At 73.2% G+C, this 22077-nt stretch carries 17 protein-coding genes; 11 read left to right on the top strand and 6 right to left on the bottom strand.

Features of this window, described 5'->3' with window-relative positions:
- Nucleotides 1-7: 7 nt before the first annotated feature.
- Nucleotides 8-1039 carry a S41 family peptidase gene (locus tag ABT084_RS27175; RefSeq protein WP_351049034.1) on the bottom strand — a complete coding sequence of 344 codons (1032 nt, stop codon included), beginning with the start codon at nucleotides 1037-1039 and terminating at the stop codon, nucleotides 8-10.
- A gap of 206 nt (nucleotides 1040-1245) precedes the next feature.
- Here ABT084_RS27175 and ABT084_RS27170 point away from each other — a divergent pair, with 206 nt between their 5' ends.
- From ABT084_RS27170 to argF, 5 genes are all read left to right on the top strand, one after another.
- Nucleotides 1246-2775 (top strand): 3' terminal RNA ribose 2'-O-methyltransferase Hen1, encoded by a 1530-nt coding sequence (locus ABT084_RS27170; protein WP_351049031.1) that lies wholly within the window; start codon nucleotides 1246-1248, stop codon nucleotides 2773-2775.
- A complete protein-coding gene (locus ABT084_RS27165; protein ID WP_351049028.1) occupies nucleotides 2772-5354 on the top strand; it encodes a polynucleotide kinase-phosphatase in 2583 nt (860 codons plus the stop codon). The genes ABT084_RS27170 and ABT084_RS27165 overlap by 4 nt, the downstream gene beginning before the upstream one ends.
- 172 nt (nucleotides 5355-5526) lie before the next feature.
- Nucleotides 5527-6027, top strand: a complete 501-nt coding sequence (locus tag ABT084_RS27160; RefSeq protein WP_351049025.1) for a hypothetical protein — start codon at nucleotides 5527-5529, stop codon at nucleotides 6025-6027.
- Between the two features lie 46 nt (nucleotides 6028-6073).
- The gene (locus ABT084_RS27155; RefSeq protein WP_351049022.1) at nucleotides 6074-7300 is read left to right on the top strand and encodes an arginine deiminase; all 1227 of its coding nucleotides are present in this window, start codon (nucleotides 6074-6076) and stop codon (nucleotides 7298-7300) included.
- Nucleotides 7301-7464: 164 nt separating this feature from the next.
- On the top strand, nucleotides 7465-8472 hold the full coding sequence (gene argF, locus ABT084_RS27150) for an ornithine carbamoyltransferase (protein ID WP_351049020.1): 1008 nt from the start codon (nucleotides 7465-7467) through the stop codon (nucleotides 8470-8472).
- A gap of 34 nt (nucleotides 8473-8506) precedes the next feature.
- On the opposite strand, the gene ABT084_RS27145 is transcribed toward argF, so the two are convergent.
- Nucleotides 8507-8920, bottom strand: a complete 414-nt coding sequence (locus tag ABT084_RS27145) for an ATP-binding protein (RefSeq protein WP_351049017.1) — start codon at nucleotides 8918-8920, stop codon at nucleotides 8507-8509.
- Nucleotides 8921-9150: 230 nt separating this feature from the next.
- On the opposite strand from ABT084_RS27145, the gene ABT084_RS27140 reads away from it, so the two are divergent.
- Complete coding sequence (locus tag ABT084_RS27140) at nucleotides 9151-9978, top strand: enoyl-CoA hydratase family protein (RefSeq protein ID WP_351049014.1); 828 nt, start codon at nucleotides 9151-9153, stop codon at nucleotides 9976-9978.
- Nucleotides 9979-9982: 4 nt separating this feature from the next.
- On the top strand, nucleotides 9983-12226 hold the full coding sequence (locus tag ABT084_RS27135; protein ID WP_502969209.1) for a bifunctional salicylyl-CoA 5-hydroxylase/oxidoreductase: 2244 nt from the start codon (nucleotides 9983-9985) through the stop codon (nucleotides 12224-12226).
- A 37-nt stretch (nucleotides 12227-12263) separates the two neighbouring features.
- Here the strand turns inward: ABT084_RS27135 and ABT084_RS27130 are convergent, their stop codons facing one another.
- The 3 genes from ABT084_RS27130 to ABT084_RS27120 are packed head-to-tail and all read right to left on the bottom strand — an operon-like array spanning nucleotide 12264 to nucleotide 15638.
- On the bottom strand, nucleotides 12264-13127 hold the full coding sequence (locus ABT084_RS27130) for a GNAT family N-acetyltransferase (protein WP_351049008.1): 864 nt from the start codon (nucleotides 13125-13127) through the stop codon (nucleotides 12264-12266).
- A 59-nt stretch (nucleotides 13128-13186) separates the two neighbouring features.
- Nucleotides 13187-14035 carry a PaaX family transcriptional regulator gene (locus tag ABT084_RS27125; RefSeq protein WP_351049005.1) on the bottom strand — a complete coding sequence of 283 codons (849 nt, stop codon included), beginning with the start codon at nucleotides 14033-14035 and terminating at the stop codon, nucleotides 13187-13189.
- Between the two features lie 4 nt (nucleotides 14036-14039).
- Nucleotides 14040-15638: an AMP-binding protein gene (locus ABT084_RS27120; protein WP_351049067.1), complete on the bottom strand. Its 1599-nt coding sequence runs from the start codon at nucleotides 15636-15638 to the stop codon at nucleotides 14040-14042.
- A 171-nt stretch (nucleotides 15639-15809) separates the two neighbouring features.
- Here ABT084_RS27120 and ABT084_RS27115 point away from each other — a divergent pair, with 171 nt between their 5' ends.
- From ABT084_RS27115 to ABT084_RS27105, 3 genes are read left to right on the top strand one after another with little or no spacing between them, the layout of a single operon-like run.
- Nucleotides 15810-16994, top strand: coding sequence for an acyl-CoA dehydrogenase family protein (locus ABT084_RS27115; RefSeq protein WP_351049003.1), 1185 nt, complete (start codon nucleotides 15810-15812; stop codon nucleotides 16992-16994).
- Nucleotides 16991-17386, top strand: a complete 396-nt coding sequence (locus ABT084_RS27110) for a RidA family protein (protein WP_351049000.1) — start codon at nucleotides 16991-16993, stop codon at nucleotides 17384-17386. Before ABT084_RS27115 ends, ABT084_RS27110 begins: the two co-directional genes overlap by 4 nt.
- A gap of 54 nt (nucleotides 17387-17440) precedes the next feature.
- A complete protein-coding gene (locus tag ABT084_RS27105; protein ID WP_351048997.1) occupies nucleotides 17441-17884 on the top strand; it encodes a hypothetical protein in 444 nt (147 codons plus the stop codon).
- Between the two features lie 93 nt (nucleotides 17885-17977).
- Here ABT084_RS27105 and ABT084_RS27100 read toward each other — a convergent pair whose 3' ends face one another.
- On the bottom strand, nucleotides 17978-19348 hold the full coding sequence (locus ABT084_RS27100) for an aminopeptidase P family protein (protein WP_351048994.1): 1371 nt from the start codon (nucleotides 19346-19348) through the stop codon (nucleotides 17978-17980).
- Between the two features lie 224 nt (nucleotides 19349-19572).
- On the opposite strand from ABT084_RS27100, the gene ABT084_RS27095 reads away from it, so the two are divergent.
- Entirely contained in the window at nucleotides 19573-21990 is a 2418-nt protein-coding gene (locus tag ABT084_RS27095) for a collagenase (RefSeq protein WP_351048991.1), read from the top strand.
- The last annotated feature ends 87 nt before the right edge of the window (nucleotides 21991-22077 follow it).

Below are 22077 nucleotides of genomic sequence, written 5' to 3'. Positions count from 1 at the left end.
GGCGGCGTCACCCCCGGTGGCAGGGGGTGCGGGCCGTCAGCCACGCGGTCGCGGCCCGCAGGGGCTCATCGCGGTCGGTGCCGATGTCCGGGCGGGACGTGGGCACTTCGCTGTCGGGCGGGACCGCCCCGTCGTAGATCCGGCCGCCGCGGTCGGCGTCCAGGGCCGTGGTGAGGCTGATGACCGCGCCGTCGGAGAGCGGGAATCCGTCGTTGCTCGTGGGCACGCCGTAGGTGGCGCTCCCGAAGGTGCGGGTGTCCGGGCGGCCCTTGAAGGCGATGAGGACGGCCTCGGCGGCGCTGGCGGTCCCGCCGTCGGTCAGCACGGCGACCGTGGGATCAGGCGTCCCCACCGCGTCCGCGGGCCCCCAGGGGGATTCCTCGCCGTTCAGGCCCGGCCTGCGGTTCTTGACGTACCACGGCGTGCGGCTGCCGTCCGGCGAGACGAACGATCCCACCGTGCCCTCGCCGAGCAGTGGCGCCGCGACGGCGAACATCGGCCACACGTTCCCGCCGCCGTTCTGCCGCAGGTCGAGTATCCATCCGCAGGCGGCTCCCTCCCGCTCGGCGTCCTTGACCGCCGCGCGCCCCTGGCGCACGTACCGGTCCAAGGTCGCCGGGGACCCGATGACGGCGGGGAGCGCGAGACAGCCCACCGAGCCGGGCAGGCGGCGGCCGGTGGGACCGGTGAAGGCGTCCTCGGTCGCGCCCAGGGTGATCTCGGCCTCCGTGCGGGTGAGGAACGAACTGTGGTGGTCGCCGAGTTCCGCGAGCGCCGCCACGATCACGGGATAGGTCTCCGCCGGGGTGCGCGCCGACGCGGCCCGCGCGTGGGCGTCCCGCCGCACTCGGGTCCAGTCGATCTCGTTGCGGTGCACGGAACGTTCCCGCATCACGTCCAGCGCCCGCGCCAGGTACTCCCGCGGGCTCTCGGGCACCTGCCGGCCGGCGGAACCGGAGGCGCCCGGGCCGTCCCCGGCCGCGAGGAGGAGGAGGACGAGCGCCAGGAGGACGGGAGCGGTGCGCCGGCGACGCACCACCGACCGCACCACCGACCGCACGGCGGTCCGGGGTGGCCGGGGCTTCGGCGAGGACGTTGGCGGGCACTTCGGCGAGGGCGTCGCCGAGGGATCCGACGGGGGATCCGACGGGGTGGGGATGGGATCGCCTCCATCGGCTGCGCGACGCGTCCGCGGCGGCTAAAACGCGTTGTCCGCGCTCTCGCGCCGCGCACATACTGAACCGCATGTTCATGACGATCACGACCACCGGCTCCGCCGAGAAACCAGCCACTGACCTGGGCTTCCTGCTGCACAAGCATCCGCAGAAGGCGCAGGCGTTCAGCACCTCCCACGGCACGGCGCACGTCCTCTACCCCGAGGCCACGCCCGAACGCTGCACCGCGGCGCTGCTGCTGGAGGTGGACCCCGTCGCCCTCGTGCGGCGCGGTCAGGGCCGGGGTCGGAGCGGGGCGCCCGACGCCGCGCTCGCGCAGTACGTCAACGACCGCCCGTACGCCGCCTCCTCGCTCTTCGCCGTCGCGCTCGGCGCCGTCTTCCGTAGCGCGCTGAACGCCCGCTGCACCGCTCGCCCCGAACTGCCGCAGCAGGCCCGCCCGTTGCGCGTCGAGATCCCGGCGCTGCCCGCCCGCGGCGGCCCGGAGCTGGTGCGCAGGTTGTTCGGGCCGCTCGGCTGGAGCGCCGTCGAGGTGACGCCCGTACCGCTCGACACCCGGTTCCCGCAGTGGGGCGACTCCCGGTACGTGCGCCTCGTACTCGAAGGGGAGCTGCGGCTCGCCGACGCCCTGCGCCAGCTCTACGTCCTGCTGCCGGTCCTCGACGACTCCAAGCACTACTGGGTCGCTCCGGACGAGGTCGACAAACTGCTGCGGGCCGGGGACGGCTGGCTCGCCGGGCACCCCGAGCACGGCCTCATCACCTCCCGCTACCTGGCCCGCTCCAAGCGGCTCACCCAGGACGCGCTGGAGCGCCTGGAGCTCGTCCGCCTCGCCGAGTCCGACGGCAGCGTCGTCGAGGAGCTCGACAACGCCGCCACCGAAACGGAGGAGGAGGCGGCGGACGCAGCGGAGCGGAGCGTGCCGCTCGCCCGGCAACGGCGCGCGGCGATCGTCGACGCGCTGCGCGCCGCGGGCGCCCACCGTGTCCTCGACCTCGGCTGCGGACAGGGCCAGTTGATCCACGACCTGCTGCGGGACGCGTCGTTCACCGAGATCGTCGGCGTGGACGTGTCCGTGCGGGCGCTGACCATCGCGGCCCGCCGGCTGCGCCTGGAGCGGATGGGCGAGCGGCAGAGCGCGCGCGTCCGCCTGACGCAGGGCTCCCTCGCCTACACCGACAAACGGCTGACCGGCTACGACGCGGCCGTGCTCAGCGAGGTCATCGAGCACCTGGACCTGCCGCGGCTGCCCGCGCTCGAATACGCCGTCTTCGGCTCGGCCCGGCCGGGCACCGTCCTGGTCACCACGCCCAACGTCGAATACAACGTCCGCTGGGAGACGCTGCCCGCCGGACAGGTCCGGCACACCGACCACCGCTTCGAGTGGACCCGCGCGGAGTTCCGCGACTGGGCCCACCGGACCGCCGAACGCCACGGCTACGGCGTGGCGTTCACGCCCGTCGGGCCACAGGACCCCGAGGTGGGGCCGCCCACCCAGATGGCCGTCTTCACCCTGAACACCGTCCCGGATTCCGGTCCCGGCACCGAGTCCGGCGCCTACGGTTCCGGCTCCGCTCCGAAGGAGGGCACCGCCGCATGAGCACCACCGATACCGGGGCACGCACCGCACCGCGGCCGCTGCCCGTCACCGACCTCTCCCTCGTCGTCCTGATCGGGGCCACCGGCTCGGGCAAGTCCACCTTCGCCCGCCGCCACTTCAAGCCCACCGAGGTGCTCTCCTCCGACTTTTGCCGCGGCCTGGTCGCCGACGACGAGAACGACCAGAGCGCGAGCAAGGACGCCTTCGAGGTCCTGCACCACATCGCGGGCAAGCGCCTCGCCGCCGGGCGGCTCACCGTCGTCGACGCGACCAGCGTCCAGCAGGAGGCCCGGCGTCAGCTCGTACAGCTGGCCCGCGCGCACGACGTCCTGCCCATCGCGATCGTCCTCGACCTGCCCGAAGAGGTGTGCGCCGCGCGCAACACCGAGCGCCCCGACCGCGCCGGGATGCCCCGGCAGGTCATCCAGCGCCACCGCCGCGACCTGCGGCGTTCGCTGCGCGGGCTGGAACGCGAGGGATTCCGCAAGGTGCACGTCCTGCGGTCCGTCGAGGAGGTCGAGGCCGCCGAGATCGTCCTGGAGAAGCGGTACAACGACCTCACCCACCTCAGCGGCCCCTTCGACATCATCGGTGACATCCACGGTTGTTCCTCCGAGCTGGAGACCCTGCTCGCCGAGCTGGGCTACCGCGACGGCGCGCACCCCGAGGGCCGCACGGCGGTCTTCGTCGGCGACCTCGTCGACCGCGGACCGGACAGCCCCGGCGTGCTGCGCCGCGTCATGGGCATGGTCAAGGCGGGCCACGCCCTGTGCGTCCCCGGGAACCACGAGAACAAGCTCGGCCGTTACCTCAAGGGATCCAAGGTCCAGCACACCCACGGCCTCGCCGAGACCATCGAGCAGCTGGCCCGCGAGGACGAGGAGTTCGTCCAGGAGGTCCGGCAGTTCATCGCGGGCCTCGTCAGCCACTACGTGCTCGACGGCGGCAAGCTGGTGGTCGCGCACGCCGGGCTGCCCGAGAAGTACCACGGCCGCACCTCCGGCCGGGTCCGCTCGCACGCCCTGTACGGCGACACGACCGGCGAGACCGACGAGTTCGGGCTGCCCGTGCGCTACCCGTGGGCCGAGGACTACCGCGGCAAGGCCGCCGTGGTCTACGGGCACACCCCGGTCCCGGACACCACCTGGATCAACAACACCCTCTGCCTCGACACCGGCGTCGTCTTCGGCGGCCGGATGACCGCGCTGCGCTGGCCCGAGCGCGAGCTGGTCGACGTACCGGCCGAGCGGGTCTGGTACGAGCCGACGCGCCCCCTCGCGAGCGCCGCGCCCGGCGGGCAGGACGGCCGCCCGCTGGACCTGGCCGACGTACAGGGGCGGCGCGTCGTGGAGACCCGGCACCTGGGCCGCGTCACCGTCCGCGAGGAGAACGCGGCGGCGGCCCTGGAGGTGATGAGCCGCTTCGCGGTCGACCCGCGGCTGGTCCCGTACCTGCCGCCGACCATGGCGCCCACCGCCGCCTCCGCCGAGGAGGACTTCCTGGAGCACCCGGCCGAGGCCTTCGCGCAGTACCGCAAGGACGGCGTCGAGCGGGTCGTGTGCGAGGAGAAGCACATGGGCTCCCGGGCCACGGTGCTGCTCTGCCGCGACGCCGCGGCGGCGCGGGCGCGCTTCGGGGTCACCGGCGGGGTCACCGGCTCCGTCTACACCCGCACCGGGCGGCCCTTCTTCACCGATCCCGCCCTCACCGAGGAGGTGCTCGACCGGCTCCGCGCGGCCGTCACCGGCGCGGGCCTGTGGGAGGAGCTGGCCACCGACTGGATGCTGCTCGACGGCGAACTGCTGCCCTGGTCGCTGAAGTCCGCCGGGCTGCTGCGCCACCAGTACGCCGCCGTGGGCGCCGCGTCCGGCGCGGTCTTCCCCGACGCCCTGGCCGCCCTGGACGCGGCCGCGGCCCGCGGTGTGGACGTGGGTGAACTGGCGGAGCGCCAGCGGCAGCGGGCCGCCGACGCCGGCGCCTTCACCGAGGCCTACCGGCGTTACTGCTGGCCCACGGACGGCCTGGACGGCGTGCGGCTCGCGCCCTTCCAGCTGCTCGCGGTGGCCGGGCGGTCCCTGGCCGCCGTACCGCACGACGCACAGCTCGGCTGGCTGGACCGGCTCGTCGAGGCCGACGCGGCGCACGCGAAGGAGACGGGCGCCGACGCCCTGCTGCGCCGGACCGGCCGGATCCTGGTGGACACCGGGGACGAGGACTCCGTCCGGGCGGGCACCGACTGGTGGCTGCGGCTGACCGCGGACGGCGGCGAGGGCATGGTCGTCAAACCGCTGGCGGCGTACGTGCGCGGCGGGCGCGAACGGCTGGTCCAGCCGGGGCTCAAGGTGCGCGGGCGCGAGTACCTGCGGATCATCTACGGTCCGGAGTACACGCGCCCGGACCACCTGGAGCGGCTGCGCTCGCGCTTCCTCGGGCACAAGCGCTCGCTCGCCCTGCGCGAGTACGCGCTCGGGCTGGAGGCGCTGGACCGGCTGGCGGACGGCGAGCCGCTGTGGCGGGTCCACGAGGCCGTCTTCGCGGTGCTGGCCCTGGAGTCGGAGCCGGTCGACCCCCGGCTCTGAGGGACCCGCGGGTGCCTGTCGAGGGGCGCGGTCGGTGTGAACCGCGCGCCCCCGGTTAGGTCGTATGGGGGAACTTTGCCATGGAACTCCCTGGAAACACCGGGCGGGATCGTTCTTCCAGGGGCAGCGGAAATGTCCGCGACCCTGGAAGGACGGAACGTCAGATATGAAGATGACCGCGCGCGGAAGCCTGGCGGCGCTCATGACCTGTATGGCCGCGGCCGGTGCGGCGAGCCCGGCCCTGGCCGACTCGGTGCCGGTGGGCGTCCCACTGGGCGCCGCCCTGAAGCCCTCGCTCGGGCTGGACGCCCCGCGGGTGGCCACCGGGGTGCCCGTGCCGGTCGTGGGCGCCCCCGAGGCGCCCCGGCAGCACACCGGGGACCTGCTCCCCACCCCGCTCGTGCCGATCGTCCCGATCGGCACCGAACTGGGCCACACCGGGATCACCTCCCCGGTGCCGAACCTGCTGGGCCGGCCGGAGACGGATGGTGAGGGCTCCCTGGACTCGCCCGCCACGACCCTGCTCGCCCGCACCGCCGGGGTGGTCGTCGGAGCGCCGATCTCGATGCCCGACGGGAGCAACTTCGGACTGCCGAACGTGGTCGCCCCCAAGCTGGGAGTGATCACCCCGGAACTGACGGGAGCTCCTTCGGCACTGCTCGGCCTGCGCTGAGTCAACGGCACGTCAAAACGCCGTCCGGTCTGCGAACGTGTATGCCATGGGATTCCATGTCGACTCCGAGACCGGGCGGCTGCGCCGCGTCATCCTCCACCGGCCCGATCTGGAGCTGAAGCGGCTGACGCCGAGCAACAAGGACGCGTTGCTCTTCGATGACGTGCTGTGGGTGCGCCGGGCCCGGCAGGAGCACGACGGTTTCGCGGACGTACTGCGGGACCGGGGCGTGGAGGTGCACCTCTTCGGCGATCTGCTGAGCGAGTCCATGGACATCCCGGAGGCGCGCCGCCTCGTGCTGGACCGGGTCTTCGACGAGAAGGAGTACGGTCCCCTCGCCACGGATCATCTGCGCGCCGTCTTCGACGCGTTGCCCTCCGCCGAGCTGGGCGAGGCGCTGGTCGGCGGGATGACGAAGCGGGAGTTCCTGGAGCGGCACAGCGAGCCCGTCTCGGTGCGTTTCCACGCCATGGAACTGGACGACTTCCTGCTCGGGCCGCTGCCGAACCACCTGTTCACCCGCGACACTTCGGCCTGGATCTACGACGGCGTGTCCATCAACGCGATGCGCTGGCCCGCCCGGCAGCGCGAGACCGTGCACTTCGAGGCGATCTACAAGCACCACCCCCTCTTCACGGCCTCCGGCGCCTTCCACTACTGGACCCAGGGCCAGGCCGACTACCCCTCGACCATCGAGGGCGGGGACGTCCTGGTCATCGGCAACGGCGCGGTGCTGATCGGGATGAGCGAGCGGACCACCCCGCAGGCGGTGGAGATGCTGGCGCGCGGACTGTTCGCCGCCGGTTCGGCGAAGACCATCGTGGCCCTGGACATGCCCAAGCGGCGGGCCTTCATGCACCTCGACACGGTGATGACGATGGTCGACGGAGATACGTTCACGCAGTACGCCGGTCTCGGCATGCTCCGCTCCTACACCATCGAGCCGGGCAACGGGGGGCAGGAGCTCAAGGTCACCGACCACCCGCCGGAGCACATGCACCGGGCCATAGCGGCGGCGCTCGGGCTCGACTCGATCCGAGTGCTGACCGCCACCCAGGACGTCCACTCGGCGGAGCGGGAGCAGTGGGACGACGGATGCAACGTGCTGGCCGTGGAGCCGGGCGTGGTGGTCGCCTACGAGCGGAACGTCACCACCAACACCCACCTGCGCAAGGAGGGCATCGAGGTGATCGAGATCCCGGGCAGCGAACTGGGGCGCGGGCGGGGCGGTCCGCGCTGCATGAGCTGTCCCGTGGAGCGCGACGCCGTGTGAGCTGTCGTACCTGCCGGAACCGCTGTATCTGCTGTGACCGCCCGCCTGACCTGCGCCGCAGGACCGGGGGCCGCGCGGGGATCCGAACCTCGGGGCTGTATATCAATGCATAGGATCGTATAGACTTCCAGGATCCCCTGTCACCGCGACTCTGGAGCGTCCCCATGGCCACCGACCTCGTCGGCCGCAGTTTCCTCAAGGAGCTCGACTTCACCGCCGCCGAGTTCCGCGGCCTGGTCGAGCTGGCCGCCGAACTCAAGGCGGCCAAGCGGGCGGGCGCCGAGGTGCGCCGGCTCCAGGGCCGCAACATCGCGCTGATCTTCGAGAAGACGTCGACCCGCACCCGCTGCGCGTTCGAGGTGGCGGCCGCCGACCAGGGCGCCCACACCACGTACCTCGACCCCTCCGGCTCGCAGATGGGCCACAAGGAGTCGGTCAAGGACACCGCGCGGGTGCTGGGCCGGATGTTCGACGGCATCGAGTACCGGGGCGACAGTCAGGCCGCGGTCGAGGAGCTGGCCGCGCACGCCGGCGTCCCCGTCTTCAACGGGCTCACCGACGACTGGCACCCCACCCAGATGCTCGCCGACGTCCTCACGATGACCGAGCACTGCCCCGGCAAGCCGCTGGAGCGGATCTCCTTCGCCTACCTCGGTGACGCCCGCTTCAACATGGGCAATTCCTACCTGGTGACCGGCGCGCTGCTCGGCATGGACGTGCGGATCGTGGCGCCCCGGGAGTACTGGCCCGCCGAGCCGGTGGTGGCCGCGGCCCGCGAACTCGCGGCCGCGAGCGGCGCCCGGATCACCCTCACCGAGGAGATCGCCGAGGGCGTGGCCCAGGCGGACTTCGTCGTCACCGACATCTGGGTCTCCATGGGGGAGCCGAAGGAGGTCTGGGACGAGCGGATCGCGGCGCTGTCGCCGTACGCCGTCACCATGGACGTCCTGCGCGCCACCGGGAACCCGGACGTCAAGTTCATGCACTGCCTGCCCGCCTTCCACGACCTCGGCACCAAGGTGTCCCGCGAGATCCACGAGCAGCACGGCCTGGACTCGCTGGAGGTGACGGACGAGGTGTTCGAGTCCGCGCACTCCGTCGTCTTCGACGAGGCCGAGAACCGGCTGCACACGATCAAGGCGGTCCTGGTCGCGACGCTCGCGAAGCCGTAGGGAGCGGGCGCGGGGGCCGGCGGCGGCGCGGGGGTCAGTGGAGCGCGGCCGCCGGCCGCGCGGGCAGGGTGAACCAGACGGCCTTGCCGTGCGGCGTCGGCCGGTGGCCGCAGGCGGAGCTGAGGGCGCGGAGCAGCAGCAGGCCGCGGCCGTGCTCCTGCCACGGGTCCGGCGGCCGGGGGCGCAGGTCGCCGGGCGGCCGCGGGTCCCCGTCGTGGACCTCGACCTGGCACCCGTTCGCCAGCAGTTCCACGACGAGTTCTATGGGGGCGTCACCGCTGGTGTGCTCCACGGCGTTGGCGACCAGCTCCGCCGTGAGCAGCTCGGCGGTGTCGCTGTCCGCGGGTCCCCCGGTCTCGGAGAGCGCGGTGCGGACCAGGGCGCGGGCGAGGGGCACGGCGGCGGTCGTGTGCGGGAGGGCGATCCGCCACGCGGAGTCGTCGGGCATGGGAGTCCGTCCGTTCCGTCGGGGGGCTGGGGTGGGGGAGGTCCTGCTTTCAACCATACGAAGTGGAAGTCCGGCGGCGTAGGGCACCCCGCCGTCAACGCGGGGGACGAGCGTTCCGCCGGGACGGGACCTTCGGCCGTGGGGTGTTCCGGCACCGGATCCCTCCTCTCCGCGCGTCCTCGTGTTGCGTTTGTCTGACGACAGTCACGATGCGGTGATACGGTCACCGTGTGAGCCCCTTCACCGGTTCCGCAGTCCCCACCGAACGGTGGCGCCACCTCCGGTTGACCCGGCAGGACGGCGTGGCCACCGTCACCCTCGACCGCCCCGAAAAGCTGAACGCGCTCACCTTCGGCGCCTACGCCGACCTGCGCGACCTGCTCTCCGAACTGTCCCGGGAGAGATCCGTCCGCGCCCTCGTGCTCGGCGGCGAAGGCCGCGGCTTCTGCTCGGGCGGTGACGTCGACGAGATCATCGGCGCCACGCTCGCGATGGACACCGCGCAGCTCCTGGACTTCAACCGGATGACCGGACAGGTCGTCCGGGCCATCCGAGAATGCCCCTTCCCCGTAATCGCCGCCCTACACGGGGTAGCCGCCGGCGCCGGGGCGGTTCTCGCCCTCGCCGCCGACTTCCGGATCGCCGATCCCACCGCCCGCTTCGCCTTCCTCTTCACCCGCGTCGGGCTCTCCGGCGGCGACATGGGCGCCGCCTATCTGCTGCCCCGGGTCGTCGGCCTCGGTCACGCCACCCGGCTGCTGATGCTCGGCGAGCCCGTCCGGGCCGCCGAGGCCGAACGCATCGGACTGCTCAGCGAACTGACGGAGGAGGGCAAGGCCGACGCGCGCGCCGCCGAACTCGCCGAACGCCTCGCCGCCGGCCCCGCCCTGGCCCACGCCCAGACCAAGGCCCTGCTCACCGCCGAACTCGACATGCCGCTGGCCGCCTCCGTGGAACTGGACGCGGCCACCCAGGCACTGCTGATGAACGGCGAGGACTACGCCGAATTCCATGCCGCCTTCACCGAGAAGCGGCCACCCCAGTGGAGGGGAAGGTAGCGCCATGCAGGTCGCTGTCGTGGGCGGGGGACCGGGGGGACTGTACGCCGCCGCTCTGCTGGCCCGGCAGGGACACCGGGTCGAGGTGTGGGAGGCCAATGCCGCCGACGACACCTTCGGCTTCGGCGTGGTGCTCTCCGACGAGACCCTCGGCGGCATCGAGCGCGCCGACACCGAGGTCTACGCCGCCCTGTCCGCCGAGTTCGTCCGCTGGGACGACATCGACGTCGTCCACCGCGGCCGGGTCCTCACCTCCGGCGGTCACGGCTTCGCCGCCCTGGGCCGCCGCCGGCTCCTGGAGATCCTGCACGCGCGCTGCGCCGAGCTGGGCGTCCGGCTCCACTTCCGCACCCGGCTGCCCGCGGCCCAGGCGCTGGGGGCGACGTACGACCTGGTGATCGCGGCCGACGGCGTGCACAGCGCCACCCGCGAGGCCGGGGCCGCGACCTTCCGCCCGCGCCTGGACACCGGTCGCAGCCGGTACATCTGGCTGGCCGCCGACTTCGCCTTCGACGCCTTCCGGTTCGAGATCGCCGAAACCGAACACGGGGTCATGCAGCTGCACGGCTACCCGTACTGCGCCGACTCCTCCACCGTCATCGTCGAGATGCGCGAGGAGGTCTGGCGCGCCGCCGGACTCGACCTCTGCGACGAGGCCGAATCGGCCTCGCGCTGCGCCAAGACCTTCAGCGAGGCCCTGCGCGGGCGCGCCCTGCGCGGCAACCGCTCGGCCTGGACGGCGTTCCGTACGGTCGTCAACGACCGGTGGTCACAGGGCAACGTGACCCTCCTCGGGGACGCCGCGCACACCGCCCACTTCTCCATCGGCTCCGGCACCAAACTCGCCGTCGAGGACGCCCTCGCGCTCGCCGAGGCCGTCCGCGCACGGCCGGACCCCGCCGACGTACCGGCCGCGCTCGCCGCCTACGAGGCCGCGCGCCGCCCGGCCGTGGCCAGCACCCAGCGCGCGGCGGCGGCCAGCATGCGCTGGTTCGAGGAGCTCGCCGGATACGTCGACCAGCCGCCCCGGCAGTTCGCCTTCAACCTGCTCACCCGCAGCCGCCGGGTCACCCACGGCAACCTGCGGCTGCGCGACGAGCGCTTCACCCGCGCCGTCGAGCGGGACTTCGGCTGCCCCGACGACACGACCCCGCCCATGTTCACCCCGTACCGGCTGCGCGGCCTGACCCTGCGCAACCGCGTCGTCGTCTCCCCGATGGACATGTACGGCGCCGAGGACGGCGTACCGGGCGATTTCCACCTCGTCCACCTGGGCGCGCGGGCCCTCGGCGGCGCCGGCCTGGTCATGACCGAGATGGTGTGCGTCAGCGCCGACGGGCGCATCACCCCCGGCTGCACCGGCCTGTACACCGACGAACAGGCCGTGGCCTGGACCCGGATCGCGGACTTCGTGCACACCTCCGCGCCCGGCACCGCGCTCGGCGTCCAGCTCGGCCACGCGGGCCGCAAGGGGTCCACCCGCCGCATGTGGGAGGGCATGGACGACCCCCTCGACACCGGCAACTGGCCGCTCGTGGCCGCCTCCCCGCTCCCGTACCGGCCCGGCGTCTCGCAGGTCCCGCACGAACTCGGAGCGGACGAACTCCCTGGGATCCGCGGCCTGTTCACGGACGCCGCGGTCCGCGCCGCCGCCTGCGGCTTCGACCTGCTCGAGCTGCACTGCGCCCATGGCTACCTGCTCTCCGGGTTCCTCTCGCCGCTGACCAACCACCGCACCGACGCCTACGGCGGCTCGGCCGCCGCCCGGATGCGCTTCCCGCTGGAGGTCTTCGACGCGGTCCGCGAGGTCTGGCCCGCCGACCGCCCGATGACCGTCCGCATCTCCGCGACGGACTGGGCCCCCGGCGGCACCACCGCCGAGGAGGCGGTGGCCATCGCGGCGGCCTTCGCCGCCCACGGCGCGGACGCGATCGACGTCTCGACCGGCCAGGTCGTCGCCGACGAGACCCCCGAGTACGGCCGCTCCTACCAGACCCCCTACGCCGACCGGATCCGCAACGCCCTGGGCGTCCCGGTCATCGCCGTCGGCGCCGTCTCGTCCTGGGACGACGTCAACTCCCTGCTGCTCGCGGGCCGCGCCGACCTGTGCGCCCTGGGCCGCCCCCACCTGTACGACCCCCACTGGACCCTCCACGCGGCCGCCGACCAGAACTACACGGGCCCGGCCGCCCCCTGGCCCGCCCCCTACCGCGCAGGCAGCCGCACACCCCCGGCCGGTCGCGGCTGAGCCGCCGCCCCGCTCACGGCGGGCGGTCGGCAACCGCTTACCCCTGCAGCGCCGCGGGGGTGGTGCGGGCCAGGGTGACCGTGCGGTCCCAGAGGGGGGTGTAGCCGAGCCTGGGGTAGAGGCGGTTGCTCGTGGGGTTGGTGAGGTCGGTGAAGAGGAGGACCTCCGTCGCGCCCGCCGTCCGGGCGGCCAGGGTGGCGGCGTGGGTCGCGCCCGCCGCGTAGCCGTGGCCGCGGTCGGCGGGCGGGGTGTAGACCGGGCCCACGCGGGCGGTGGACGCCTGGGGGCGGGAGAAGCTCGCCAGCGAGACGGGTGTTCCGGCCGGGTCCTGCCACAGCAGCACCCCGCCGTACGACAGCCGGTCGCGGACCCAGGGTTCGGTGGGCGACGTGGTCTCGGCCTCCGCCGCGAAGGCGCGCAGCCAGTCCAGCAGCAAGGGGACGTCCCGCGTCGTGGCGAGCCGCGATGTGCCCCCGGGCGCGGGCGAGGGCGCGACCGGCGTGTCGAGGCGGAACAGCCGCAGCTGCCCGGCGGTGTCGGCCGGGCGGCCCCAGGCCGCCGCCAGCACCTCGGCGTCCTCGCGCCGCGCGTTGAAACCGGCCACGCCGGCCAGCAGCGGCTCGGTGTCCAGTACGGCCGCCAGCGCGGCCAGCGCCCCGGCGGGCAGCGAGCCGACCAGCAGCGGGTGCGGAGGGGTGCACAGCAGGGCCGCCGCGACCACCCCGTCGGCGCCGGTCCACCAGGCGAAGTACGGGGTGCCCGCGCCGAAGGCGTTCGGGCCGCGCCGCCGCAGGCTGTCGACGGTGGTCAGCATCTGCGTGTTGCCGAGCGGGTCGGCGGCCAGCGCCGGGCCCGCCGCCTCCACGAACGCCGGCAGGTCTTCAGTGAAGGTCCAGGTCATGCGGCATTGTGGCCGTCCGGCGCGGTTCCGGGCACCTGGATTTTCCGGGCGCCACGACCTCAGGGGGCCGGCCGCGCGAAGGCCGCCCCGCGTTCCCACAGCAGGGAGTGCAGGGCCGCGAACACCGCCGCCGCGCGCTCGCCCGGCCAGTCCGAGGGCAGCAGCTCGCGGGGCAGGCCGGGGTCGGCGTACGGCAGCCGGCGCCAGGAGTCCAGCGCCATCAGGTAGTCGTGGTAGGCCTGCTCGGGGGTCGGCTCCGGGCCCGACTGCCAGCCGCGCAGGACCGGTTCGTGCGCGTCGAGGAACTCCTCGTGCCGCTTGGCCAGAGCCGCCAGGTCCCACCAGCGGGACACCGCCTCGGCGGTGGCCGCGAAGCCCAGGTGCGCGCCGCGGAACAGGTCGACGTACGGGGTCAGCTGGAGGCGCTCCAGGGTGTGCCGGGTCTCGTCGTACAGCGCGGCCGGGGCGATCCACACGCCCGGCGCCGCCGTGCCGAAGCCCAGCCGGGCCAGCCGCGAACGCAGCAGGTGGCGCTTGTGGCGCTCCTCCTCGGGCACGGAGAAGACGGCCAGCAGCCACGCGCCGCCGGGACCCGCGTCCGCACCGGCCGCGGCCCCGCCCTCCGGCACGGCCCCGGACGCCCCGTAGATCCGGCGGTCGCCGTCCGCCAGCAGCTGACGGGCCTCCTCCGAGAGGTCGTACGCCGCCGCGCCGTCCGCCCCGCGCGCCGGGAGGATGAACCCGCGCCGTTTGAGCCGGGACACCGAGGAGCGGACCGCGGGGGCGTCCACCCCCGCCGCGCCCAGCAGGCGGATCAGGGCGGACACCGGCACGGGTCCGTCGAAGGCGCGCCCGTAGGCGCCGTAGAAGGTGACGATCAAGGATCGTGGGGTGTGCTGCTCGGCCACGGGATCACTCTAGATCGCGCAGCCGGTAGCGCTGCAGTTTCCCGGTCGGGGTCCGCGGGAGTGCGGAGAGGAAGACGAAGGCGCGCGGGCACTTGTGCGGGGCCAGCTCCGCCCGCATGAACGCCCGCAGATCCTCCTCGGACGGCCGCGCGCCCTCCCGGGCCACCGCGTAGGCGACGACCACCTGCCCGCGTCGCTCGTCCGGGCGGCCGATCACCGCGGCCTCCACCACGTCCGGGTGGCGCAGCAGGGCTTCCTCGACCTCGGGGCCCGCGATGTTGTAGCCCGCCGAGATGATCATGTCGTCGGCGCGGGCGACGTAGCGGAAGTAGCCGTCCCGGTCGCGGATGTAGGTGTCACCCGTGACGTTCCAGCCGTCCCGTACGTACTCGCCCTGCCGCGGGTCGGCCAGATAGCGGCAGCCCACCGGACCGCGCACGGCCAGCAGCCCCGGCTCCTCGTCGGCCACCTCCCGGCCCGTGTGGTCCACCACCCGCGCCTGCCAGCCCGGCACCACCCGGCCGGTGGTACCGGGGCGGATGTCCGCGTCGGCCGCCGAGATGAAGATGTGCAGCAGCTCGGTGGCGCCGATGCCGTTGATGATGCGCAGGCCGGTGCGCTCGTACCACTCCTGCCAGGTGGCGGCCGGCAGGTTCTCGCCCGCCGAGACGCAGCGCCGCAGCGCCGAGAGGTCGTACGCCGCCAGCTCGTCCAGCATCGCCCGGTAGGCCGTGGGGGCCGTGAACAGCACCGTCACCCGGTGCTCGGCGAGGGCGGGCAGCAGCACGCGCGGACCCGCCTGTTCCAGCAGCAGCGCCGAGGCGCCGGCGCGCAGCGGGAAGACCACCAGGCCGCCCAGGCCGAAGGTGAAGCCGAGCGGCGGGCTGCCGGTGAACACGTCGTCGGGGCGGGGGCGCAGGACCTGCCGGGAGAAGGTGTCGGCGACCGCCAGGACGTCCCGGTGGAAGTGCATGCAGCCCTTGGGTCGTCCGGTGGTGCCCGAGGTGAAGGCGATCAGCGCCACGTCGTCGGCCGAGGTGTCCACGGCGCGGTACGGGGTGGCGGGGCTCCGCTCGGCCAGCCGCAGCAGATCGTCGGGGTCCGTACCGCCGTACGGGGTGATCCGCAGCCCGGGCACCTGCGCCCGGGCCAGGTCCGCCACCACGTCGGCGTGGCACAGGGCGTGTCCCACCCGGGCCATCTCGCAGACCGTGGCCAGCTCCTGGGACCGCTGCTGGGCCAGCACGGTGACGGCCACCCCGCCCGCCTTCATCACCGCCAGCCAGCAGGCGGCGAGCCAGGGCCCGGTGGGTCCGCGCAGCAGCACCCGGTTGCCGGGGACCACGCCGAGATCGACGTTAAGGACATGGGCCAGCCGGTCTACCCGCTCGCGCAGTTCGCCGTACGACCACACCTCGCCCGACCCGGTGCGGAAGGCCGGGCGGTCCGCGCCGAAGCGGGCGATGGTGGCGTCGAGCAGCTCGGCCCCGCAGTTCAGCCGGTCCGGATAGGACAGTTCGGGCAGCTGGAAGAGGAGTTCGGGCCAGGCGTGGGCGGGCGGCAGGTGGTCGCGGGCAAAGGTGTCGGCGTGGGCGGAAGGCATGAGCTTCAAGGCGGGTTCGCCCCCTTGCGACGGTCCGGGATGGGGGTGGTGCCGGCCGTGCGGTCGCGTGACGAGCGTATCGTGATGGTGACGACAGTCAACTGCACGCGATAAGACTGGTACGGCAGGTTTCAGGATTCACAGGCTCCCGCGGAGAACTGAGGCATTCGGATGGCCGGATTCGCGCTCGACCCGGAACAAGAGCAATGGTGTGAGCGGCTGCGCGCGCTGGCCGCCGAGCGGCTCGGGCCGCTCGCCGGAAAAGGTGAACCGGGGCGCGTCAACCGGCCGCTGCTGGCCGCGCTCGGCGAACACGGGCTGCTGGAGCGGATCTTCAGCGCGGGCGCGCTGGAGCTGTGCCTGCTGCGGGAGTCCCTCGCCTACGGCTGCACGGAGGCCGAGACCGCCCTCGCCCTCCAGGGTCTGGGGGCGCACCCCGTCCTGCGCGCCGGGAGCGCGGCGCAGCGCGAGCGCTGGCTGCCCGGCGTACGCGCGGGGCGCACCGTCGCCGCCTTCGCGCTGAGCGAGCCGGGCGCGGGCTCGGACGCGGCGGCCCTGGCCCTGGCGGCGGAACCGGACGGCGGCGGCGCGGGCGGGCGCGGCAAGGGCGCGCACGGCGGTGGCGCGGGCGGTGGCTGGCGGCTCACCGGGGAGAAGCGCTGGATCTCCAACGCCCCCGAAGCGGACTTCTACACCGTCTTCGCCCGGACGGGTGAGGGCCCCGGAGCCAAGGGCGTCAGCGCCTTCCTGGTCCCCGCCGACCGGCCCGGACTCACCGGCGAGCCCCTCGACATGCTCTCCCCGCACGCCATCGGCTCCCTGACCTTCGACGGGGTGCCGGTCGGCCCCAAGGACCTGCTGGGCGAGCCGGGCCGGGGCTTCCGGGTCGCCATGGAGACCCTCAACCTCTTCCGGCCGAGCGTGGGCGCCTTCGCCGTCGGCATGGCCCGGGCCGCCCTGGACGCGACCGTGGCCCACACCGCGCACCGCTCCGCCTTCGGCGGCGTGCTCGGCGACCTCCAGGCGGTGGCCCACCGGGTCGCGGAGATGGCCACCCGCACCGAGGCCGCCCGGCTGCTGGTCTACGCGGCGGCCGGGGCGTACGACGCGGACAGCGCCTCGCCGGACGTGCCCGGCCGGGCGGCGATGGCGAAGCTGCTGGCCACGGAGACGGCGCAGTACGTTGTCGACCACGCGGTCCAGCTGCACGGCGCGGTCGCGCTCCAGCGCGGCCACCTGCTGGAACACCTGTACCGGGAAGTCCGGGCACCGAGGATCTACGAGGGGGCGAGCGAGGTGCAGCGCACGATCATCGCGCGGTCACTGTACGGGCGGGCGGCGGGGGTGGCCCGGTGATCGAACGGATCAATCCGCCCGGGCTCTCCCCGGCGACGGGCTTCTCGCACGCGGTGGCGGCCACCGGATCCCGGCTGGTCCTGCTGGCCGGCCAGACCGCCCTCGACGCGGCGGGCAAGGTGGTGGGGGACACCCTGCCGGAGCAGTTCGAGCGGGCCCTGGGCAATCTGCTGGCCGCCCTCGCGGCGGCGGGCGGCACCCCCGGTGAGCTGGCGCGCGTGACGGTGTACGCGGTGGACGTGGGCCAGTACCGGGCCTGCGCTCCGGAGCTGGGCAGGATCTGGCACCGGCTGGCGGGCCGGGACTATCCGGCGATGGCCGTCATCGGCACCACCCGGCTGTGGGACGAGCAGGCGCTCGTCGAACTCGACGGCATCGCCGTCCTCACCTAGGGTTGAAATGCCCTACTTGCCCAGATCTACTCCGATACTCGGAGGTGCATGGATATGCGCCGTGCGATCGCCTCGGCCATCGTCGCCGGGGCCGCGGGAATCATGATGGGCCTGGCACCCCTCGGCAGCGCCGTCGCGGCGGGCCTTCCTCAAAGCTCCCCACAGACCCTTCCGCAGACCTATTGGTGCTCCGGTGACTGGCACGGCCAGGACTGGCGTACCTGCTGCGACCCCTCGCGCTGGGACTCCCGGCCGAGCTGGTGCTGGGACTGGAACAACAACTCCAACTGGGACCCCAGCTGGAACGACAGCTGGAACCACGACGGGAACTGGAACCACGACGGGAACTGGAACCGGGACGACGGCAACTGGAACCACGACGGGAACTGGAACCACGACGGCAACTGGAACCACGACGACAGCAGCTGGAACCGCGACGGCGGCAACTGGAGCCACGACAGCGGCTGGAACCACGACGGCCGGTCCTCCGGCCGCTGAGGAGACCTCGCCACGTCGCCGGGCCCCGGCGGTCACGCAGATGACCGCCGGGGCCCGGGCGCGCCGGGGCCGGCCCTGCGCCCAGCCGTCCGCTCAGCCCTCCAGCAGCGCGCCCATCCACTCCTCGATGCCCGCCACCGTGCGCGGCAGCGCCCCCGACATCAGCCGCGCCCCCTCGGCGGTGATCACCAGGTCGTCCTCGATCCGGACCCCGATCCCCCGCAGCTCCGCCGGGAGGGTCTCGTCGTCCGGCTGGAGGTAGAGCCCCGGCTCCACGGTGAGCACCTGGCCCTCCTCCAGCACCCCGTCCAGGTAGGTGTCCGCGCGCGCCCGCGCGCAGTCGTGCACGTCCAGGCCCAGCATGTGGCCGCTGCTGCACAGGGTGTACCGGCGGTGCAGGTCCCCCTCCGCGTTCTTCAGGACGCCCCAGTCGGCGAGCCCCTCGGCGATGACCCGCATGCCCGCCCGGTGGAAGTCGCGGAAGCTGGCCCCGGGGCGCAGCGCCGCGATGCCCGCGTCCTGCGCGGCCAGCACCAGTTCGTACACCTGGCGCTGGACCGGTGAGAAGCGTCCGGACAGCGGGAGCGTGCGGGTGAGGTCGGCGGTGTAGAGGGAGTCGGTCTCCACGCCCGCGTCCAGGAGCAGGAGTTCGTTCCGGTCGAGCTTGCCGTCGTTGTGGATCCAGTGCAGTACGCAGGCGTGCGCGCCGGAGGCCGCGATGGTGTCGTAGCCGGTGCCGTTGCCCTCGGCGCGGGCGCGCAGGCCGAAGACCCCCTCGACGCAGCGCTCGCCGCGCGGGTGGGCCAGCGCGCGCGGCAGCGCCCGTACGACGTCCTCGAAACCGGCGGTCGTGTGGTCGACGGCGAGCTGCAACTGCCCGATCTCCCAGGCGTCCTTGACCAGGCGTAGCTCGGAGAGGGCGGTGGCGAGCGCGGGGTCGTGCGCGGCGTCGCGGGCCTCGGGGCGGCCCAGGGTGTCCAGGTGAGCGCAGCGGATGCCGGTGAGGCGTTCGGCCTCGGCGAGATCGGGGCGGCGGCCGACCCAGAACTCGCCGTAGCGGCGGTCCCGGTAGAACTCCTCGGTGCCGTCGGCGCGGTCCGAACGCGGCCGCAGGTACAGGACGGCCTCGTGGCCGTGCGGGCCGGCCGGTTCCATCACCAGGACGTGCCCCGCCTGGTCCTCGCCGGTGAGGCCGGTGAGCCACGCGTACGCGCTGTGCGGGCGGAAGCGGTGGTCGCAGTCGTTGGAGCGGACCCTCAGCTCGCCCGCCGCGATGAGCAGCCGCTCGCCCGGGAAGCGGGCCGAGAGCCGTGCGCGCCGCGCGGGGGTGAGGGCGTGGGCGGCGACCCGGGCCTCGGCCGGCAGGGGTGAGGCGGACCAGTTTCCGGACATGAAGGCGGACAACTCGGCCGATACGGGCAGATCGTGGCTGCCCGTATTGAGGCGGGAGGGGCGGTCGGTCACGAAAGCTCCCTGGGAAGGCGTGAACTGGTGGACGCACAGGGCTTGTCAGTGCAATTTCACATTACTATGTTACAGCTCACACGGCGGCACGTTAATCCCCGTCAAACGCCGTGTGAAGCAGGGCAGTTGCACCCCTTGGTTCCGTACGGCTGCCGCACGCACGCCCTTTGCGCATGCGGCCCGGACGGCATCCCCCACCTCCCTTTCGCAACCAGGAGTTCCCGGTGTCCCAGCACAGAGCTGTGCGTACGTCCCTCCTCGCCGCCGCCGTCACGGTGACCCTCCTCGCCTCCGCGGGCCAGGTCGTGGCCCAGACGGCCGGTACCGGTGCCGCCCCGGTCCCCGCGACGTTCGCCTCGGGCACGCCCGCCACCGCCCCGGTCCAGGCCCCGGCCGGGCAGAACCCCTTCGACGAGGTCGACCGCCTCGCCACCGCCCCCGTGCTCACCCAGGCCCCGGCCCCCGCCCCGGGCACCGGCCAGGAGCCGGGCAGGATCGCCGGTCCCGCACCGGCCGCCGCCCCGAGTGCCACGCAGCTCGCCGACCGCGGCGCGGAGAAGGCCACCGGCGCGGCCAGGTCCCAGGGCGCGGCCTCCGGCGGCCTGGTGGCCGCGGGCGTCCCCTGCACCCTCGACGGCATCACCGGCCTGAACCCCGAGCAGCTCGCCGACTTCCTCGGCGACTCCGCGGTCACCGCCGACGGCTGTCTGCGCGGGCTCATCTGGAAGTGGGACGCCCGCCTGGCCCCGGTGATGTCCGACGCCCACGTCCAGGCCGTCTCCCGCCGGATATCCAGCCTGGCCGCCGCCCACGACGGCCGGAACTCCTCGCACCTGGAGGAGATGTTCACCTACCTGCACGCCGTCGCGTACCACGACTACTCGCGCGGCGAGATCGACATCACCGACGCCCCGACGGTCGACGCGATGCGCCGCGCGATCGCCGACTTCGGCGGCGCCGCGCGCACCTTCGACGTCAGCCCCTCCAACGCCCGCACCCTGCGCGAGGCCCTCTACGCGGGCAGCGCCCCGGGGCTGCGCCAGCACCAGCTGGGCCTGATCAAGAACGTCCTGGTCACCCTGGACCCGGCCCACGCGCAGACCAACCAGGACGCCTCCTGGGCGGGCGCGGTGCTCGCCGGCCTGTCCGTGAACTACCTGGGCGTCTACCCGGGCAACAACGACGCCGCCTTCCACGCGGCGGTCGCCGCCGACCCGGCCTACCGCGCCGCGTTCAAGGCCTACGCCGGATACGGCCACCTGAAGGGCACCGGCAACGCCTGGGCGGCACGCGACGCGATCGGCGAGTACGGCCGGTTCGGTCAGGTCGAGGGTCTGCAGGCGCAGATCACCGCCGATCTCGGCGCCCTGCTCGGCCCGGTCCAGGCGACCTTCGGCAACGGCAGCGAGCAGTGGGCCAAGGTGGTCTCCTGGCTGAACACCTACAACGCGTGCAAGCCGTACGGGGTGTGCAAGGAGGACATCGAGAAGAAGCTCTTCCCCAACACCTACTCCTACGACAACGGCGGCATCAAGGTCCGCACCGCCCTCGACCGGGCCACCGTCGACCAGCTCTACTACGCGAGCAAGCAGGTCAAGACGCAGTTCCACCGGGTGCTCGGCACCGACCAGCCGCTCGCCGGGGACCCCAACACCACCCTGAACATCGTGCTGTACGCCTCCCGCGCCGACTACGAGAACTACCACCCGATCCTCACCGGCATGGGCACCAACAACGGCGGCGTCTACATCGAGAACGGCGCCACCTTCTACACCTACCAGCGCCGGGTGCCGCAGGACTCCTCCCTCACCCTCGAGGAGCTGTTCCGCCACGAGTACACCCACTACCTCAACGGCCGGTACGCCGTGCCCGGGTTCTTCGGCCAGGGGCCCTGGTACGAGAGCGACCGGACGACCGCCATGGACGAGGGCACCGCGGAGTTCTTCGACGGCGCCACCCGCGACAACGGCATCGCCGTCCGCAAGTCCCTGGTCAAGGGCATCATCAGCGACACCTCGGGCGGCGGCCCGCGGATGAGCGTCGCGCAGCTGCTGAACGCCACCTACGACGGCGACGGCTTCCGCTTCTACAACTACGCGGGCACCTTCTTCGAGTTCCTGTGGACGCAGAAGCCGACGCTGCTGCGCGAGATGTACACCGACCTGCGCGCGAACGACGTCGCGGCCTTCGACGCCTGGCGCAACCGCATGGGGTCGGACACCTACCTCCAGCGCGACTACGACCGCTTCCTGGACGCGCAGATCGCCAAGGTCAACGACCTGTACGTGCCGAACACCGTCTTCACGCCCAACGACCAGCTGCGCGACTCCGCGCTCGCGTCGGTGAAGTCGGCCTTCGCCACCGCCACCTACAACACCCCGGACTGCGTGGAGAACGGCGATCCCGGCAAGCGCCGCTTCACCTGTACGGGCCGGATCACCGCGAACCTGAAGAACTGGCGCAGCGACGACCAGAACTTCAAGGACATGTCCGAGACGGTCGACTACTTCATCCTCGACCGGGCGGGCGCGGCGTCCAACAACCTCGCCGACATGAACTGCTCCTTCGGCGGGGTGGAGATCTGGTCCAACAAGGTGGCGGGCACGTCGAGCTACAGCTGTGAGGGCCCCTTGCGCAGCTGATCCGGTACGGGCCGGTCCAGTACCGAAACGGGGGGCTGGACCGGCCCGGGCCACATCCTGGTTGCCCAATAAAGAATGTGACATATT

Source organism: Streptomyces sp. NPDC002138 (genome assembly GCF_040296485.1).
Classification (GTDB): domain Bacteria; phylum Actinomycetota; class Actinomycetes; order Streptomycetales; family Streptomycetaceae; genus Streptomyces.
This window is presented reverse-complemented; position numbering and strand designations above follow the sequence as displayed.

Excerpts from the sequence above, each read along its gene's own strand:
- ABT084_RS27105 (WP_351048997.1), top strand. The coding sequence starts at position 17,441 with ATGCGCCGTGCGATCGCCTCGGCCATCGTCGCCGGGGCCGCGGGAATC.
- ABT084_RS27170 (WP_351049031.1), top strand. The coding sequence starts at position 1,246 with ATGTTCATGACGATCACGACCACCGGCTCCGCCGAGAAACCAGCCACT.
- ABT084_RS27130 (WP_351049008.1), bottom strand. The coding sequence starts at position 13,127 with ATGACCTGGACCTTCACTGAAGACCTGCCGGCGTTCGTGGAGGCGGCG.
- ABT084_RS27160 (WP_351049025.1), top strand. The coding sequence starts at position 5,527 with ATGACCGCGCGCGGAAGCCTGGCGGCGCTCATGACCTGTATGGCCGCG.
- ABT084_RS27115 (WP_351049003.1), top strand. The coding sequence starts at position 15,810 with ATGGCCGGATTCGCGCTCGACCCGGAACAAGAGCAATGGTGTGAGCGG.
- argF (WP_351049020.1), top strand. The coding sequence starts at position 7,465 with ATGGCCACCGACCTCGTCGGCCGCAGTTTCCTCAAGGAGCTCGACTTC.
- ABT084_RS27120 (WP_351049067.1), bottom strand. The coding sequence starts at position 15,638 with ATGCCTTCCGCCCACGCCGACACCTTTGCCCGCGACCACCTGCCGCCC.
- ABT084_RS27145 (WP_351049017.1), bottom strand. The coding sequence starts at position 8,920 with ATGCCCGACGACTCCGCGTGGCGGATCGCCCTCCCGCACACGACCGCC.
- ABT084_RS27135 (WP_502969209.1), top strand. The coding sequence starts at position 9,983 with ATGCAGGTCGCTGTCGTGGGCGGGGGACCGGGGGGACTGTACGCCGCC.
- ABT084_RS27165 (WP_351049028.1), top strand. The coding sequence starts at position 2,772 with ATGAGCACCACCGATACCGGGGCACGCACCGCACCGCGGCCGCTGCCC.
- ABT084_RS27155 (WP_351049022.1), top strand. The coding sequence starts at position 6,074 with ATGGGATTCCATGTCGACTCCGAGACCGGGCGGCTGCGCCGCGTCATC.